The sequence below is a fragment of the Paenibacillus glacialis genome (genome assembly GCF_001637205.1).
GTDB classification, from domain to species: domain Bacteria; phylum Bacillota; class Bacilli; order Paenibacillales; family Paenibacillaceae; genus Paenibacillus_AQ; species Paenibacillus_AQ glacialis.
In genome coordinates this window covers 333,935-351,992 of the sequence record NZ_LVJH01000002.1, presented here as the reverse complement: position 1 = coordinate 351,992, position 18,058 = coordinate 333,935, and the positions used below count along the sequence as shown (strand labels likewise).

11 protein-coding genes and 2 pseudogenes are annotated in these 18,058 nt (G+C 42.1%); 12 read left to right on the top strand and 1 reads right to left on the bottom strand.

The features are described from left to right. Positions 1–96 precede the first annotated feature (96 nt). From PGLA_RS02060 to PGLA_RS27260, 3 genes and pseudogenes are all read left to right on the top strand, one after another. Positions 97–1,020 carry an ABC transporter ATP-binding protein gene (locus PGLA_RS02060; protein WP_068527921.1) on the top strand — a complete coding sequence of 308 codons (924 nt, stop codon included), beginning with the start codon at positions 97–99 and terminating at the stop codon, positions 1,018–1,020. Then, positions 1,013–1,705: an ABC transporter permease gene (locus tag PGLA_RS02055; RefSeq protein ID WP_068527919.1), complete on the top strand. Its 693-nt coding sequence runs from the start codon at positions 1,013–1,015 to the stop codon at positions 1,703–1,705. The genes PGLA_RS02060 and PGLA_RS02055 overlap by 8 nt, the downstream gene beginning before the upstream one ends. A gap of 647 nt (positions 1,706–2,352) precedes the next feature. Further along, positions 2,353–2,715, top strand: a pseudogene (locus PGLA_RS27260) (transposase); the annotation flags it as partial. Positions 2,716–3,154: 439 nt separating this feature from the next. Here the strand turns inward: PGLA_RS27260 and PGLA_RS02045 are convergent. Next, on the bottom strand, positions 3,155–4,171 hold the full coding sequence (locus PGLA_RS02045; protein ID WP_068527916.1) for a substrate-binding domain-containing protein: 1,017 nt from the start codon (positions 4,169–4,171) through the stop codon (positions 3,155–3,157). Positions 4,172–4,450: 279 nt separating this feature from the next. On the opposite strand from PGLA_RS02045, the gene PGLA_RS02040 reads away from it, so the two are divergent. The 9 genes and pseudogenes from PGLA_RS02040 (at position 4,451) to PGLA_RS02000 (ending at position 17,907) form a co-directional block, all read left to right on the top strand. Continuing rightward, on the top strand, positions 4,451–5,413 hold the full coding sequence (locus tag PGLA_RS02040; protein ID WP_211269485.1) for an MTP-1 family protein: 963 nt from the start codon (positions 4,451–4,453) through the stop codon (positions 5,411–5,413). Further along, a complete protein-coding gene (locus PGLA_RS02035) occupies positions 5,413–6,474 on the top strand; it encodes a BtaManbiosPhlase (RefSeq protein WP_068527913.1) in 1,062 nt (353 codons plus the stop codon). Before PGLA_RS02040 ends, PGLA_RS02035 begins: the two co-directional genes overlap by 1 nt. A gap of 231 nt (positions 6,475–6,705) precedes the next feature. After that, positions 6,706–7,599, top strand: a complete 894-nt coding sequence (locus PGLA_RS02030) for a carbohydrate ABC transporter permease (protein ID WP_068527909.1) — start codon at positions 6,706–6,708, stop codon at positions 7,597–7,599. Between the two features lie 20 nt (positions 7,600–7,619). Beyond that, positions 7,620–8,459, top strand: a complete 840-nt coding sequence (locus PGLA_RS02025; RefSeq protein ID WP_068528375.1) for a carbohydrate ABC transporter permease — start codon at positions 7,620–7,622, stop codon at positions 8,457–8,459. Between the two features lie 80 nt (positions 8,460–8,539). Then, positions 8,540–9,820 (top strand): ABC transporter substrate-binding protein, encoded by a 1,281-nt coding sequence (locus tag PGLA_RS02020; protein ID WP_068527906.1) that lies wholly within the window; start codon positions 8,540–8,542, stop codon positions 9,818–9,820. Between the two features lie 92 nt (positions 9,821–9,912). Beyond that, complete coding sequence (locus PGLA_RS02015; protein WP_068527904.1) at positions 9,913–12,900, top strand: hypothetical protein; 2,988 nt, start codon at positions 9,913–9,915, stop codon at positions 12,898–12,900. A 494-nt stretch (positions 12,901–13,394) separates the two neighbouring features. Beyond that, positions 13,395–14,729, top strand: a pseudogene (locus PGLA_RS02010) (IS1182 family transposase). 516 nt (positions 14,730–15,245) lie between these two features. Beyond that, positions 15,246–16,589: a lytic polysaccharide monooxygenase gene (locus PGLA_RS02005; protein WP_068527901.1), complete on the top strand. Its 1,344-nt coding sequence runs from the start codon at positions 15,246–15,248 to the stop codon at positions 16,587–16,589. A gap of 259 nt (positions 16,590–16,848) precedes the next feature. Further along, complete coding sequence (locus PGLA_RS02000; RefSeq protein ID WP_068527898.1) at positions 16,849–17,907, top strand: glycosyltransferase family 2 protein; 1,059 nt, start codon at positions 16,849–16,851, stop codon at positions 17,905–17,907. Positions 17,908–18,058 lie beyond the last annotated feature (151 nt).

The following is an 18,058-nucleotide window of genomic DNA, read 5'->3' as shown; positions in this document are numbered from 1 at the left end:
ATGCGTATTCGTAAGGTTTTTGTAAGAATTAAGAAATAAAAAAGAAAAGGTTATGCTCTAATCTTTAGATAAGAACATTTGAAGGAGCCAATAAAAATGAGTGTTATCCTGAGCACGAACCATTTAACCAAATCATTTCAGGGCAAAGATGTCGTAACGGATGTGAGTATGAGGGTCAATCAAGGGCAGATATACGGATTCCTAGGTCCCAATGGAGCAGGGAAGACGACCGTGATGAAGATGTTGCTGAATCTGGTCAAGCCGACAAGTGGTGACATTGAAATTTTCGGAGAGCCATTAACAGATTCTTCTATCGAGTACCTGAAGCGGATAGGGAGCATTATTGAGAATCCTGTCTTTTATGACAAATTGACAGCACTTGAGAATTTAGAATTACACTGTGGATATATGGGGTTTTATAATAAGAAGGCCATTAAAGAAGCGTTGGATTTAGTACATTTAACAAATGTGGATCATAAAGCGATCCGAGATTTCTCTCTGGGTATGAAACAGCGGCTTGGTATCGCTAGATCCATCATCACGAAGCCGGAGCTATTAATTCTAGATGAACCTATCAATGGGCTAGATCCTGTGGGTATGAAAGATATGAGAAATGTATTCAGTATGTTGAGTAAAGAGTATGGGATGACATTGTTAATCTCAAGTCACTTATTGGGAGAAGTTGAACTGATAGCAGATACGATAGGTATCATTAAGAGTGGAAGGTTGATCCAAGAGATTCCGATGGATGCAATGAAAGGGCAGAATACAGACTATGTGGAGCTCAAGACGTCTGATTATAAGAAGGCTACCTTCATTCTAGAGAATAAGCTTCATATCAAAAACTTCAAGGTGATGGATAACTCAGTTATTCGTATTTACGAGACTAGCATAGCTCAATCAGACATTTCCAAAATGTTAATCATGAATGACGTTGCAATCGAATCGATCAATAAAAAAACAGCGTCGTTAGAGGAATACTTCTTAACGCAAATTGAGGAGGTTGAGAATTATGCTTAACTTGATGAAGCTTGAGATGAAAAAGAATAAAATGGGATGGTACTTTAAAGGGGCTGTGATAGCAAATCTGTGTATGGTTCTATTCATTTGTTTTATGCCTTATGCGGAAAGTCTAGAGGGTAATCCTGTCTTTTCAGGTGTAACTGAAGCACTATCGGTCGTAGGAACTTTCGTTCGAGTAACGTTTGTTATTTTCGCATCCGTACTCTTTGCCAAATTAATCATTGATGAATATAAGAGTAATACCATTTCGGTTCTGTTTACCTATCCGATTCAACGTAAAAAAATCATTCTTGCTAAAATCCTGCTGATTACGGGAATGACATTCATCGTTATTGTGGTTTCGAATGTGTTTGTATCAGGGAGCTTTATCATGGTTAATCATTATTTGGACTTTGTTACAAATGATCTAACTAGCGATCGAATAACGGCAGAGTTAATTAATATTGTCGTTCAGGCAATAGCGGCAACGGGAATGAGTCTCATCTCCTTATATTTTGGAATGCGGAAGAAATCAGTCCCTACAACGATTGTGTCATCCCTATTGATTATCGGGGTGGTCAACTCTAACAATGGTGATTTCTCACTTAGTTCTATTATCGCGATTCCTCTTACACTAGCTGTGATAGGAGTATGTATAGCCTATTTCACTTTTAGAAATATTGATAGAGTGGATATTGTGTAATCGCATTTCTAACTTCCGATACGAGTAAATGATCGGAAGTTAGAAATGTAATAGTTTAAATGTAAAAAGGTTCTGCAAAACGAGCAGGACCTTTTTTTCTGTTGGGGTGCGATTGAAGGCATATCGTAATTTGTTTCACATATGAGTGGCTGGATCTTCTGAATTCGGATTTGAACAATGGGTTTATATACATACTCTTGATAAGGGGGAGGAAGTGCCTTTGAGTCAGTGGCAACAGAGTTACACATAACGGAGTTAACTATGAAGCCAAATGGTGGACATTATGCCAATCAAGCACCTGGTTCATCTGGCGCCGACGTGTAGAAGCAGATTCCTTAGCTTCATAAAGCCATTAGGAATAAATAATTATTTAGATGACTTCTGACATGATCGAGGCCACTGAAAAAGTCCACACGTATTTGTGTAGGAAGCCGCTACGATAACGGATTGTCCATTCGATCGCTGTTTCCCTCCGATTTCTTGATTATATACCGCATTCCGGTTGAAATCAGAGGGCAAACTTATGCATTTGAAGAAGCTTTCCGTAGGAAAGCTTGTAGGCGAACGCTTACGCTTCTTCAGGATAATTCCGTTACCTGCGCTATGTCGTACATTAGACCTTATTATCTGCAAGTATAGATTTTGGATTTGAGTTCAATAAAAATGCAGGAATGTATGTTTGTAGGGCTGGACATATGGCGATTCATAAAACACGTCAAGGAAGGAAAGATGTAGGGGAAAACCAAGTAGATACCTATTACTTTGATATTAGTAAATGTAGACAATGTCCTTTGAAAGATGGTTGTTATAAAGAAGGGGAGAAAACAAAAAGCTATTCGGTAAGCATTAAATCAGCGGAGCATAGTGCATAGAAAGTATTCCAAGAAAGCGAATACTTCAAAGAGAAGGCAAAAGAACGCTATAAAATAGAAGCCAAAAATAGTGAGTTAAAACACCGACACGGGTATGATGTGGCATCTTCCTCGGGTCTCATTGGCATGCAAATGTAAGGGGCGATGGCCATATTCACAGTTAATCTCAAAAAAATACCGACACTCATGAAGTAAAAGAGACAGAGTAGAACATAAATAAAGACGACTATTCATTCAGAATGGAAAGTCGCCCTTTTCAATTTACATATAATATAGCAAAATAAAATCACAAGTTTTTCAGTGGCCTCGCTTGCTGCGGGAAGTTTCATTGGAAACCTAATCGAAAATTAAGGATATCTGGATGGGGCTTCATTCCAGGTGTTGGATATAATTAGCTTAATACATTCTCCTGAAGGTGCCACCAGGGCACATCGGTTTGCGCAATTGCAAGGGAAGTACCATCATCGGTTGTATAATATGACTAGATTTCTAAGGGGCTTTCATGCTTAACAAGGCTTTGAACCTGCTCTTGGGTAGGTTCAAAGCCTTGTTTGTATTTTGCAAATCATAACGCATCTTAGGAGATATCTTCTGAAGGCTTACTTGTCGATTCTCTCTCAATCAGGATAGTTGGCAGAATAATATCCATATGGGGTTCTGAAGGATTTTCCATTCGCCAGAATAATTGTTGTATGGCCATTTGACCGAATTTACTCAAATCAACGCCCATCGTCGTCGTCGTCGGAGTATTGATGCGCGAAAGTTGGCCGTTGTCGAAACTACATACGGAGAAATTATCAGGAATTTTATGACCCAATTGTTGTAGTGAGGAAATTAAAAGGAAACCTAAACCATCGTTGACGCAAAACCAGGCCGTTGGCAGAGAATCCATTCTTAAGAGTTTGTCGGTTACATCGGTCGACTCCTCCAAAGCATCTTTAACAAGCCAATCAGGATTAAAGGCGAGCCCAGCTTCGTTCATAGCCATATGGTATCCTTCCAAACGTTCTTGGTAACTAGGTGAAAAAGAGACATTACCCCAAAATCCGATTTTCTTATGACCTAATTGAATTAAATGACTAACCGCATCATACCCGCCAAAGCGATTGTTGGTTAAAATGCAATCCGCATGAATACGAGGGTGGTGGTGATCGATGAGAACGGTAGGGATGCCGGTTGCAAGCGCGGTATTAATATAGTCAGTGCTGATATGAGAAAGAATAAGTAATCCGTCAACGCCTTGATTTTGCAGAAATGATGGCAAAACCAATTCGTCTCTAGCTTGCGGATTTACCGACTGAATTTGCAAAGTCATTCCACGTTTGGAGCACTCTTGCTCAATGGATAAATAAATCTCTCCAAAAAAGTTTCTCTGAGAGAAAGCGAAATCCGAAGCGATCAATGCGATGCTGCCACTTCGTTCGGATTTCACTTTCTTTTTAGTATCGGGGTACAAATACCCGAGTTTCTGGGCCGTTTTGATGACCAGCTGCCGCGTTTCATCACTAACTCCATCTTTTCCCGTAAGGGCTTGAGACACGGAGTTTTTAGAAATATGTAAAGTATCAGCAATCATCTGCATAGTAACCTTCATAATAACATTCCTTTCCAATCAAACTGTCGTGCTTACACGATAAACGGAGTTGTAACGTTACAATTATATCTTATTTTTCAGAAAAAGGAAACTGTTATTATAAGTGAATCTTAGGGTTTTTGTTAGGGTTGACTTTTTATTATTGGTCACTAATAATGAGTTTAAATACAAAATGGAAATAAAATGAACTGTATAGTAACGTTACAGTGATGATAAATTTTATTTTGTCATTTTATTTTGTATTACATAATTGTGCAAACTAGATATGGGGGAAATGTAATGGTGAAAATAACCGATAATGAAGCGATAATCTGCGAAACACTACTGGAACAATACTTGGACAAGTCGGAGCCTGTGATAAATCCTGTTAAGCTTCTGTTCACTGGAGTAGGGGAGCGAGATGTATATAATATTACTGCTCCGTTTGAAGATGAAGGGGAAATCGTTATTGCAGGGCGTGTTGAATCCAGAGACAGTGAGCATTCTGAGATTATGTTTTTTGTCGAACGGTACGATGCCTGGGTGCCTAGAGAAGGGATGCCAAAGCTAACGCTTCAGGACCCGTTCTATACTCGAATCGGAGAGGAAATCGTTCTTGGTGGAGTAGAGGTTTATCCTCATCCTACTAATGATGGAGCTCTAGCTTGGAGGACGGTTATGTATAAAGGGAAGAGACTCCAAGATCTTACGCTATTTTTTACAGGACCAAACGGGATGAAGGACCTTCGTATAGCCGAAATTCATGACGGTAGTATCGCCATGTTCACGAGACCTCAGGGAGAGAAGGGCGGCCGTGGGAAGATCGGATTCACGCAATTGGCTTCGCTTGCAGAATTAACGATTGAACGGATTGAGGAGACTCCTCTTCTGAAGGATCAATTTATCGAAGCGGAGTGGGGGGGCGCGAACGATCTTCATTTGCTTTCTAATGGGATGATTGGGATTCTAGGCCACATCGCCAGTTTCGATGAGGCGGAGAATCGTCATTATTATCCGATGGTGTTTGTGCTGGACCCACGTACCGGCGATTATTCGGATATTGAACTAATTGCTGTTAGAGACAGATTTCTGCCTGGCGTGGCTAAACGGAAGGACCTGATCGATGTTGTTTTTAGCGGAGGTCTTGTGCGTAAGGAAGACGGTACCGCCGATTTGTATGCCGGCATCAGCGATGCGGAGGCACATAGAATTACCATCCCGGATCCATTTTTGAAATTTGAAGCCCTTGAGGTGCGTGTATAATGAACATTTATCGTTATGAACAAAATCCACTTATTACGCCTGCTGATGTACAGCCCTATCATGAAGGATTTAAGGTTATCGGTGCTTTTAATGCGGGGGTTGCTGAATACAACGGGGAAACCCTGCTGTTGCTTCGGGTTGCAGAACAGCCTATAAATGACGATCCGGATACTGTGCTGGCCCCGATGTATAATTCGGCAACGGGTCGTATTGATCTAGTGGAATTGGATAGAAACGACGAGCGGTATGACTTCTCAGATCCGCGTGTCGTAAGAGACCGATCACAGAGCGCAACTTTTGCATACCTGACGTCGATTTCTTATATTCGAATAGCGCGAAGCACGGATGGACGTCATTTTACCATAGATAGCAAGCCGTTCATTTATCCTTCCAACGAGCAAGAAGTATTTGGTGTTGAGGATCCGCGCGTCACGAAAATTGGTTATGATTATTATATTTATTTTTCAGTCGTTTCCCCGGTTGGTATCGGTGAATCCATGGTTTCCACAAAAGACTTCATCAACGTTACGCATCATGGCATGATATTTAGCCCAGATAACAAGGACGTATTGATCTTCCCGGAGAAAATTGGTGGGAAATATTATGCCCTTCACCGTCCAACTATGAAAAGCGTAGGCATGCCAGAAATTTGGATCGCAGAATCGGATAACTTACTTTACTGGGGCAATCACAAGCATCTGATTGGATTGCGTGAAGGCATGTGGGATAGCGGTCGGATAGGCGGAGGAGTGGTTCCCATCCGAACGGAAAGAGGTTGGCTCGAATTGTATCATGGTGCAACGAAGGAACACCGTTACTGCATGGGAGCAATTTTGCTCGATCTGGAAAATCCCGCGAAGGTCATTGCTCGTTCCGCATCACCTGTGTTGGAACCGGATGCGCCATATGAGAAAGAAGGATTTTTTGGAGATGTCGTGTTCTCCTGTGGAGCGATCGTCGAAGGGGACACGGTGAAAATGTATTATGGCGTAGCAGACACGTCCATGGCATGCGCTGAACTCAGCATGAAAGAAATCTTAGATAGCCTTGTCTATGAGTAGCAATAAATGAAGAACTACATGTTTAAAGGGTAAGTACATGATTGTTGGTTACAAACAACATTACAGAAGTTGTATATCGTAATTACTGATAATAATAATAATGTTGACAAAGTCAAAAAAGTAATCTAAAATAATCATTGTTAAGCGCTTACATTATCAATTACTACCAGACTTATTTTATTGTTTGTCATGTAGACGGGATATATAAATACATTCAAAGGGGGAGAAAGTGTGCGGTCAAAAAGAAATGTGGGTTATTTTTATATATCCCCGTGGATCATCGGTTTTTTTGTTTTTACGGTCGCCCCCCTCATCTTTGCTTTTTATGTGGGTCTTACGGAGTGGGACACATTTAATAAACCCAAATATATAGGCTTTGGAAATTATCTGGATCTCATACAAGATGAGGACTTCCGCAAGTCATTATGGGTGACAATAAAATTTGCGATCATTTCTGTGCCGCTCGGAATCGCGACTTCGATGCTGATAGCGATCTTAGTGAACACGAAGGTACGAGGAGTATACTTCTTTCGCACAGCACTTTATTTACCAGCAATCGTGTCTGGTGTTTCCATCTCGTTGCTCTGGAAATGGATTTTGGACACGGATTTCGGACTAATTAACTTGTTGCTCTCCAAGGTGGGCATTGCTCCACTTGGATGGCTTACCGACGGTTCGCTCGTCATGCCTTCTTATTTATTGATGGCGTTATGGGGGGCGGGCGGTGGAATGCTTACATACCTTGCCGGTCTGCAGGATATCCCAGGACATTTATACGAAGCTGCGGAAATCGACGGGGCGAATGCCTTTCAGAAATTCAAGCATATTACGTTGACTATGTTGACTCCGGTTATATTTTACAATCTCATCATGGGAATTGTCGGATCTATGCGTAAGTTCGGAGATGCCTATATTATCGGAGGGGCTGAGAACGAGGGTCGGTTCTATATGATTTACTTATATGAGAATGCGTTTAAGTTTTTCAAAATGGGCTACGCTACCGCGATGGCATGGGTATTGTTCGTCATCATTATGCTACTTACCCTTCTGGCCATGAAATCATCCTCAGCTTGGGTTTATTACGAAAGTGAAGTTAGTACCAAGAAAAAGAAGAAAGTGAGGTGAGAGGTTTGGTCATTTACGGAATGGGAAGCAAACAAAAAAAGATCTGGCGCAACATTATTCTGTACGTTTTACTAGGGGCCTTTTCTATAAGTACCTTATTCCCTTTAATTTGGATGATCTCCACTTCACTTAAATCGGGTGATGTCATCTTTGCAATCCCGCCTCAGTTTTTACCAGATGGATTCCATTGGGAGAACTATACAAGGGCTATTACTGAGATTAATTTCTTTGTTTTATTTAAAAACACGGCAGTCATTACTTTTTTTCACTTGTTATCTAACGTGTTCGTTTCGGCCTTTGTGGCTTACGGGTTCGCGAGATTCAATTTTCCAGGGAAAAACATATGGTTCCTGTTAGTACTCTCTACCATCATGCTACCTGGGGAAGTAACCATGATTCCCGTGTTTATCGGTTTCAGCGCAATTGGCTGGACGAATTCAATCTTGCCGCTTGTAGTTCCCGGGTTTTTCGGTGGAGCACCCGTGTTCATCTTTCTACTGCGGCAATTTTTCCTTTCAGTTCCGAAAGACTTGGAGGAATCGGCGTACATCGACGGAGCAAGTAGCTTTACAATTTTCTACAAAATATTTCTTCCGTTGTCCGTTCCCGCATTGGTTACAATAGGTATTTTCTCCTTTCAGGGTAGCTGGAACGATTTGCTCGGTCCGTTGATTTATTTGAATGATGCCGATAAATTTACGTTGACTCTTGGTTTATCGATGTTCAAAGGTGTAATGAAAGTGGAATGGGGACCCCTCATGGCGGGTTCGATTCTTGCACTTCTTCCGGTTCTTGCTGTCTTCTTCATGGCGCAAAAGTATTTTGTTGAAGGCATTAAGATGAGCGGTATAAAAGGCTAGACGAATTTCCATTGAATGAAGCTTGAATTTCGGCTAATTCAGCGAAATCAAATTCAAATAAATAATAGGGGGATTATGTTATGAAGAAGAAGGGAACTGCAAGACTAGGACTGCTTCTCACGTTGTTGTTAGCGTTTACAGTGGTATTGGCTGCATGCGGTGGAGACACGAATAATAGTAAGGCGACGGGCAACAACAATGTACCCGCGGACAATGCTGGAAAAGCTGCTCAACCAGTTGAGAAAGTGAAATTGAAGGTTGCTACTTGGGCAGGGGCGGAAGAACTTAGAGAATTCGAAGAGTTAATAGCGAAGGTAAATACAAGCGCGACAGACTATGAGATCAAAGTGCAAAGTATTCCGGCTGACTATTATCAAAAGCTTCAAACGATGATTGCAGGCAAACAGTCTCCTGACTTCATGTGGTTGTCTCAAGAATATATTGCTCAATATGCAAGCCTCGGTGCGATCGCTCCGCTAGACGAGCATTTGTCCGGCATAGAAAACTATAACGCTGAAGATTATTACCAAGGTACGGTTGATGTAGGAACTTATGCTAATAAATTATACTCATTACCTTGGATTTCTCAGCCTTACATGCTCTACTATAACCAGGATATGTTCGAGAAGGCTGGTGTTGAGCTACCTACAAATGACTGGACGTGGGAAGAATTCATCGCAGCTGGCAAGCAATTGACGAAAGACGGCGATTGGGGTGCTTTGTTGAACAATATCCCTACGTCGATGTACACCTGGTCTTACGGTGGCGATGTGTTTGATAAAGAAGGAAACATCACACTGGATTCTCCGGAATCGATCAAAGGTCTAGAAATGTATCAAAAAATCGTTAATTCAGGGATTACTCCCGCACGAGCCCAAGCGGATTCCATGGGTAATGGCGATATGTTTAAGACAGGTAAAGTAGCCATGTACGTAGGTGGAGCGAGCGATGACTTCGAAAGAACTGCCAATTTTAAAATCGGTATGGTCGTTCCTCCACATGGAACAGAGCAAGTAACATTCAGTTGGATAGGCGTCACTGCGATGGCGAACACGACGGCTAATCCGACAGTGGCGACAAAAGCGCTTGTGGACATGACAAACGCGATTCACAAATGGAAAGTAGTAGCTCCTACTAAGAGCGGTTTTGATGAGATCAAAACAAGCCGTCCAGATAAAGAATATGCAGTAGAAACGATTCGTCAAGCATCGGAAATTGCAAGAGGATTCAACAATCAGCCTAAGCAAGGTGAAATTGATGGAGCTATATGGGAAAAACTGACACAAGCGATTGAAAAAGGCGAAGATGTGAATACAGCGGTACAGAGTACGATCAAGAAAATAAACGACATTACTAAGTAATTTCACCCCACTAATGACTTGTTGGGAACGGAGGACTCGCCTCCGTGAACAGCGAGTTTTTTTTTATAGGGGTATGAGAGGAGAAGGAGATCATGGTGAAAAGAGGGCTAATTATCGTATTGGCTATCCTAATAAGCTTGTCAGGAATGGAAGTAATGGCGTTTAAGAGGGTTATAGTATATGCGGAACCGGAGGAAGCGACTTCCGACCAAATTGTACAGAAACGTATTAATAAAGTAGGGGGAATGCCTAACGTTCCTGAGCCATTTGCGATGAAAAATTGGAAAGAAACAGCTATTGGGTATGACGAGTTTGTATTCGATTTCACCAAGAAAGGGGAGTATTTACCCGTAGGTTGGTGGGATCGAACGCATCAAAATATGGATGAGGATACGTTTGGTCTCATGTCCTATGCCGGCAAATTTTCACAAGGAACGGACGGTTCGCAGGAAGCTATAAATATGATGGCGGCTGTGCTAAGTGCTACACTGGTCGGCATCGACAAGAGCGATCAAAACGGACATGATTACGTGAAAATGCTGCAAACCTTCTTTAATAAAGATAATGGTGAAAACATGATCTTGAATAATCCGAGTACGGTGAGCGGACAAACGTTTTGGTATGAGCTGCTACCGCACTTCTTATTCTATGCACTGACTTATTATTATCCAGATGTTGAGAATATGGAAGATATCATGCGCAGCACGGCGGACAAGTGGGAGGAAGCAGTACAGGAACTCGGTGGGAAGTACGGCCGTGCGGAGTTTAACTACACGGCTTTCGACTTTCACAAGATGCAGTCTTTCAGCAACGAACGCTGGACGGAGCCCGATGCAGCCGCGGGCGTCGCTATGCTAGAGTACATGGCATACTCGAAATTCGGCGATCCCAAGTATTTAAAAGCGGCCGAGTTAAGTATGGATTTTCTGGAACGCCAGGAGGACAATCCGCTTTACGAGGTTTTGCTCTATTCCGCCCCGTATATGGCCGCAAGAATGAATGCGGAGCAGGGCAAGCAATATGATGTCAGTAAGATGATGAACTGGGTATTTGATGGGGGAAGCAAGGCAAGGAACGGTTGGGGAACGATTACGGAAAGATGGGGGGATTACGACGCCCACGGCTTGCTCGGTAGTCTGAACGATAACGAAGGTTACGCCTTTTCAATGAACACGTTTGCAGCATTCGGCGCGCTCGCACCAGTCGCACGTTATGATCCGCGTTATGCTCGGGATATCGGGAAATGGATGCTGAACGCAGCCAATCAATCGCGCTTATTCTATGCGGACAGTATTCCAGCTGACCATCAATCCGGTTCGGCTTGGAAGGGGGATCCGCAGCATGTCATCCCCTATGAGGGGCTGCGCAAGGAAGGGAATGGTAAAACTCCTTATGCGAGTGGCGATCCAACTTTTTATAATTGGGGAAATACCGATTTCTCCTTATACAGTGGATCTTTCGCCGGGTATCTCGGCGGTTTAATTGAAGAAACGAACGTGGAAGGCATATTGAAGATCGATACGCTGAAAACGGATTATTTTCATAAGGAGGCTTACCCGACCTTCCTGTATTACAACCCATATGAATCGGACAGAGAAGTTGAAGTGACCGGCTTGGGTAGTGAACCCGTCGATTTGTTTGATTCGGTTAGCGGTAGCTTTATCGCACAAGATGTGAATGACCATGCCAACATTCGTCTGGCAGGTGGACGGGCGGCCGTCATCGTCATCGTTCCGGCGGGAGGAGATATCATTTCGGAGGAGAGACAAATGTTGATTGACGGCGTGTTTGTTGCGCCAGTAGCGAAACCTTCCATAAATATCCTCTCCTTTCAGAAGAGAGATCTGGTTGAGGGGACGATAGAGGTTAGCGTTGAAACCGGCGTGCCCGCGAATGAGACGATCAAGAATATTACCGTCTCATTCGCGGGCAAGGAGATCTTCAACGGCGCAACACTTCCTGATGCCTTGTCATTCGATACGACGAAATTCGGTAATGGCTTTCACCGGCTACGAGCGGAATTGGAATCATCTAGCGGAGAGAAGGATACTGCGGAAGTCGAGCTATTCGTCCGAAATACGAGCGGAGAATCTATTCTGACAGCTGGGACGGATGAATTGGCGTCTTGGATGCCCATTGACGTTATGCCAGGAAAAGCAGTTCTAAAAGCAGGGAAACTCACCGTAGTGGAGGAGAACGAAGCAGGGGGATATGGTGGGATTACCAGTCCTACATTCCAACTTGATTTCAGCAGAAGGACTTTTGCAATTATTGATGTGGAATCAGCTAGTCCGCAATGGGCGCTACAATTACATGTCAAAGGCGAGCCGTGGGGATTCTACGTTAAACAGGACGGTACGGAAACAGGGCACTTCATTATTGACGTGATGAGTGAATTACGGCGTATGCATCCCGATATACCGTACATAGGGATCCAAGATGTAGAGCTGTGGCTTGTCGTTGCAGGCCAGGAAGGCGCCAAAGCGGTCTTTGAACGTGTAGATATGTTCTATCAAGATGATGAGCCTCTGAAAGAGGAACAATGGTCTGGTCTTCAGAACGCCGTTTCAATGACGGAGTGGCAGCCTGTTCCTTCTATGAAGGGAGGCGTGATCATTGATCAGGATACGGCCGTGATTCAGGAGGATGCCCTCTTGAACCGAGGGGGAATCAGCTCGCCCTTCATGATCGTTGATTTTGCCAAAAAACCTAGTTTGTCGGTCGATATTACCAGCGTTACGAATCAATGGTCGATGATGCTGTATATACGGGGGCAGAACGAAGCTCTGATCCTTCAAGCCCCGAATGACCAGATTGGCCATGTCTCCTACAACATAAGAGATAGGCTGAAAGAAGCTTATCCGCAACTCGAACTGGATGATTCAGTTGAAATGCAAATGTGGTTCCTCGCAGAGGGAGAAGAGGACGCGAAACTTGGTATCCAATCCTTCGAGCTTTCTTATGAAGCGAACAGCAACTTTAAAGTGTGGTTAATCGCGGGAATTTCCGCAGCCTTTGCAGCGGCGATGCTTTTACTTGTGATGATGTGGAGGAAAAGAAAATCATCGGCATCTAAGTAGGTGAAGTAGAATGGAAAGTCTAATTAAAACTGTGGTTTGCCCTAAAGCAATCTCATCAGGCTGAAAGAGTCGTGACCCGCTACATAAACACTTATAAAAAAGTGAATATGTAGCGGGTTCAGGTAGATTAGCGTTCCGTGTGCTTAAGGAGTTGAGTGAGCTAAGTGATTTTGCTATCAAAAATATAGCCTACAGGCAACAGAGGCCACTGAAAAAGTCCACACACATTTGTGTAGGAGATCGCTACGATAATAGATTGTCCTTCCGAGCGCTCTTGCCCTCTGATTTCTTGATTTGTATACCGCTTAAGCTGTTGAAATCAGAGGGCAACATATGCATTCGAAGTAGCTTTCCTACGGAAAGCTTGTAGGCGAACGCTTACGCTTCTTCAGGACAATTCCGTCGCCTTCGCTGCTTCGAATATAATCGATTGTTTTCTGCAAGTATGGAATTTTGATCAGAGGCATCTTTTGCACAATCTATTCGTGCGAAAGATGCCTCTTTTTCGTATAATTAAGGTATCAAATTCAGGTGGTGTTCACGATTTTTCTTTTGTTCATGAAGAATTACAGAATAAATATTGCCTCGACAATGGTTGCAACGCAGTGCCACCCATTCGTATGTTCAAATATTTATTGCTGAAATCCATTTTTGATGTATCTGATGTGGATGTCGTAGAAAGATCCAAATACGAAATGTCCTTCAAATACTTCATAGATATGGCTCCAGAAGATGGCGTCATTGATTCGAGCTGTTTAACGAAGTTCCGTAAACTTCGCTTGAAAGATATAAATTTACTCGACCTACTTATTCAAAAAACAGTAGAAATCGCATTGGAAAAAGAAATCATAAAAAGCAGCGCGATTATTGTGGACGCTACACATTCAAAAACACGTTACAATCAGAAATCTCCCAAAGAAATTTTAATGGAAAAGTCCAAACTGCTAAGAAAAGCCGTTTATCGAATCGATGAAAAGATGAAAGATATATTCCCATCGAAAACAACAACTAACGAATTGGAAGATGAACTGGACTATTGCCGAAAGGTCATTCATGTCGTGGAAAAAGAAGAATCAATTCGCGAATATCCCAAAGTAAAAGAAAAGCTAAACTATTTAAAAGAGATTGTAGAAGATCATCAAGAGCAACTTCAACTCTCGAATGATCCAGATGCACGCGTGGGTCACAAAACAGCGGACTCCTCTTTCTTTGGATATAAAACACATCTTGCGATGAATGAAGAACGTATAATTACAGCTGCGGTGATTACGACGGGTGAAAAAAATGATGGGAAACAACTTCAAACACTGATTGAAAAAAGCCGTGAAACGGGTATGAAGATTGATACCGTCATTGGAGATACAGCCTATTCTGAGAAAGATAATATCCAATATGCCAACCATAACGTATTACAATTAGTGTAAAAATTAAACCCTAATATTACACAAGGAACTCGTAAAAAAGAAGATGAATTTGAGTTTAATAAAGATGCAGGTATGTACGTTTGTAAAGCTGGACATATGGCGATTCGCAAAGCGCGCGCAGGGAAGAAAGGTATCAATGATAACCAAAAGGATACCTACATGTTTGATATTGAAAAATGCAAAATATGTTCTATGAGAGATGGGTTAAAATCGACAGAACATAAAGAACAAGAGGTATTTCAGAATAGCGATGATTTCAAAGAGAAATCGAAAGAGAGTTATAAAATCGAGGCGAAAAATAGTGAACTCAAACACCGACACGGGTATGATGTGGCATCCTCCTCGGGTCTAATTGGCATACAAGTGAAAGGTGATATGGAAATGTTTTCTGTTAATCTCAAGTGAATCATTACACTCATTAAAGAATCAAAGAAAAAGAATATCGCCTTTTTGATTTAAAACATATCTTGAACAAATTAACAACGTAAGTTTTTCAGTGTCCTCCATAAATTGCAGGACCTTTATTGTTGGGAAATGTTAAAAAAAGTAGAGGGGGAAATATTATCAAATTTTAAATAAATAATTATTGTATAATAGTCCAATTTATGTATAATATGTGATAAAAGACATATCATGATTTATTTCGTTCATAAGCGGTTAAATCTTATACATCTGGTTTTGAACATAACCTCTTTATGTAACCGCTTTCAAAGAATTGGTTTTCAGTATCGGTATAAACTCATAGAGAGTTTATATACACATTCTTGCAAAAGGAGGGTGGGATGACTGTCACCATAAAATCAGGCTAGTTATTGACTATCAGGTAATAGGGAGGTGGCGCTCGCTCATTTGCTGTTCATCTGAGAAGGAAACTTAGCTCGGATTTGTATCATTAAGAACATTAAGAGGAGGGTATTTATTATGATAACTCTACGTATAGCCAAATTAGGAAAGATAAAATTACTAGTCGCAAGTGGCATGATGCTGATAATGTCTATCGCTATGTTCTTTGTGTTTGAGGGGAAAGCATCTGCACACGGTTACGTAAATAGTCCTTCCAGCCGTGCAGCTCTATGTGCCAGTGGAGTCAATACGAACTGTGGTCTTATCATTTATGAACCCTACAGTCTTGAAGCACTTAAAGGGTTTCCAGCAGCGGGTCCAGCTGACGGTAAAATTGCAAGCGCTAACGGTCAGTTTGCTCCACTCGATCAACAATCAGCGACGCGTTGGTCTAAGATAAACTTAAGCCCGGGTCCGACTACGTTCAATTGGAATATTAAAGTCCCTCACGCCACATCGAGCTGGAAATATTACATTACCAAGCAAGACTGGGATCCCAATGCACCACTTAGCCGTGCTTCCTTCGATCTAACGCCTTTCTGCAATGTATCCTATAGTGGGACGCCAGGGAATACCTATTCGGACACGTGTAACGTTCCTGACAGAACGGGATACCAGGTCATTCTGGCCGTTTGGACAATTTCAGACACAGCCAATGCATTCTATAATGTCATCGATGTAAACTTTCCTGGAAATCTTGATACCGTAGCTCCGACTGTACCGACTAACGTAACGGCATCCAATATCGCAACGACAAGTGCAACAATTACATGGAATGCTGCCACCGACAATGTCGGTGTAACCGACTATCGAATCTTCAATGGTTCGACGCAGATTGCTTCCACTAATGGAGCGCTCAGTTACAACTTGACCGGTCTAACGTCCAATACAACGTACAACATTACTGTGAAAGCAGTCGATGCAGCTGGCAACGTGTCCGCAGGAAGCAATTCGGCTGCCTTCACTACGCTAACGGTCATAGGACCTGATATTGATCCACCATCAGCTCCAACAAGCTTGCATGTCATGGGTAGCACAACCTCGACAACAGTGCCTTTAATGTGGAATGCATCGAGTGATAACGTAGCAGTGACGGGGTACCAAGTATTCTCCAGCAACACACTAGTGACCAACGTCTCTGTTTCAACTCTTGAATATGTTGTTAGTAATCTGAGCGCGAATACAGCTTATACGTTTACCGTAAAAGCTGTTGATGCCGCTGGAAATATCTCAGCAGCAAGTAATACGCTTAACGTTACGACTCCTGCGGCTCCTACAACGTATCCGACATGGAGTTCTTCAACGGTCTATGTCGGTGGCAACAAAGTTACACATAACGGAGTTAACTATGAAGCCAAATGGTGGACACTTGGCCAAGCGCCTGGTTCTGCTGGAGCTGATGTTTGGAAACTGATTCCTTAAATTCGGACAGCCTTTAATCTTAAATAATCATGTAGATGACTTCTGATTTGATCGATTTGATCAGGAGTCATCTTTTATAAGAACTAGTAGAATGCAAGTGAAGGAATCAAATTACTTAAATACCAATATTTACTTGACTTGTAAATATGGGAACATTAAACTAACTTTGAACGTTCAAATGAATCTATTATCCCCAAAATATATGAAATTTTTGTAGACTTGCATTTACGTGTATTCTACGAATAGAGAGGAGAAATGAATGAACCATCCTTTAATCAGTATTGTGATGCCTGCATATAACAGGGCGAACGTAATTTCAGCATCAATTCAGTCGATCCTTGATCAGACCTATACCCATTGGGAGTTAATTGTCGTTGATGATCGTAGCACTGATAACACAAGGGAAGTTGTGGAGCAATTTGTGCGACAAGATGCCAGAATCAATTATGTAGTTAATGATAGATCCAAGGGGCCGGGTGGAGCGAGAAACTTCGGAATGTTATATGCGAAGGGGGAACTGCTTTCTTTTCTTGATTCTGATGACCAATGGTATACCTGTCATTTACAGGACAGCTTAGACGTAATACATCGAACTGAAGCCGATATCAGTTTTGCCTTGTGGGTGGAGCAGCATGGTCCTAAGACTGTACATAATTTTGATAATAAGGTGGAGCAGAAGCTCATAAGCAAGATGAGAGCGATCAATACGTCCCATACTGACGTGATCCTATTTGAAGAAGGTGTATTCGAACAATTTCTATCTCACACAAGAAACTTCTTTAACTTAAATACGATGGTATTTAAGAGAGAATTGCTCCTAGCCTTTGAACTCATTAATGAGGAGTTGTATCTTGGAGAGGACACTACCTTTTTGATTCAGTTTTTTGACCGTTGCAAGATAGTGTTAATTACGAAACCACATTTTGTATATAATCAATCGCCTGATAGCATATATTTCTTCTGCGACAGATGGCAACTCGATCCCGATATGCTACATACGAACAAAGAATTGATGGAGAAGTTGGAGGCATTATCGCATAAATCTATTCAAGTAAGGACTCTTATAAGAAGTAAGGTGGAGAATGCGGATAACTTGAAGGGTAAGCGGCGTTCCTTGCGAAATATAGATATAGGCATCGCTAGCAAATATTTCACCTTAAGCTATATTAATAGACTCGACAGAGAGAGGGCGCTACGTTATTGCTGTTCGTCCTTGAAGAGCAAAGTGACGATTTTTAATTTGTTTCTCTGGCTGCGCCTAGTATTGTCGATTAAGGGTGGTAGTAGCTTCTTAAAGCTGGCACTTAATCTGTGGTAGAGCCAATGTGAGAACAACGCTTATGAGCTTTTTTACTGGGACAAGATGCCGTTGGTCTCGAAACCGGATTAGTCTCTCTATACAATGACCGATGAATCAGCGATCGGATAAAGAGTCAATCGGGTTGAAATAGTAAAAAGAGGCGTCCCAG

Excerpts from the sequence above, each read along its gene's own strand:
- PGLA_RS02060 (WP_068527921.1), top strand. The coding sequence starts at position 97 with ATGAGTGTTATCCTGAGCACGAACCATTTAACCAAATCATTTCAGGGC.
- PGLA_RS02055 (WP_068527919.1), top strand. The coding sequence starts at position 1,013 with ATGCTTAACTTGATGAAGCTTGAGATGAAAAAGAATAAAATGGGATGG.
- PGLA_RS02045 (WP_068527916.1), bottom strand. The coding sequence starts at position 4,171 with ATGAAGGTTACTATGCAGATGATTGCTGATACTTTACATATTTCTAAA.
- PGLA_RS02040 (WP_211269485.1), top strand. The coding sequence starts at position 4,451 with ATGGTGAAAATAACCGATAATGAAGCGATAATCTGCGAAACACTACTG.
- PGLA_RS02035 (WP_068527913.1), top strand. The coding sequence starts at position 5,413 with ATGAACATTTATCGTTATGAACAAAATCCACTTATTACGCCTGCTGAT.
- PGLA_RS02025 (WP_068528375.1), top strand. The coding sequence starts at position 7,620 with ATGGGAAGCAAACAAAAAAAGATCTGGCGCAACATTATTCTGTACGTT.
- PGLA_RS02020 (WP_068527906.1), top strand. The coding sequence starts at position 8,540 with ATGAAGAAGAAGGGAACTGCAAGACTAGGACTGCTTCTCACGTTGTTG.
- PGLA_RS02015 (WP_068527904.1), top strand. The coding sequence starts at position 9,913 with ATGGTGAAAAGAGGGCTAATTATCGTATTGGCTATCCTAATAAGCTTG.
- PGLA_RS02005 (WP_068527901.1), top strand. The coding sequence starts at position 15,246 with ATGATAACTCTACGTATAGCCAAATTAGGAAAGATAAAATTACTAGTC.
- PGLA_RS02000 (WP_068527898.1), top strand. The coding sequence starts at position 16,849 with ATGAACCATCCTTTAATCAGTATTGTGATGCCTGCATATAACAGGGCG.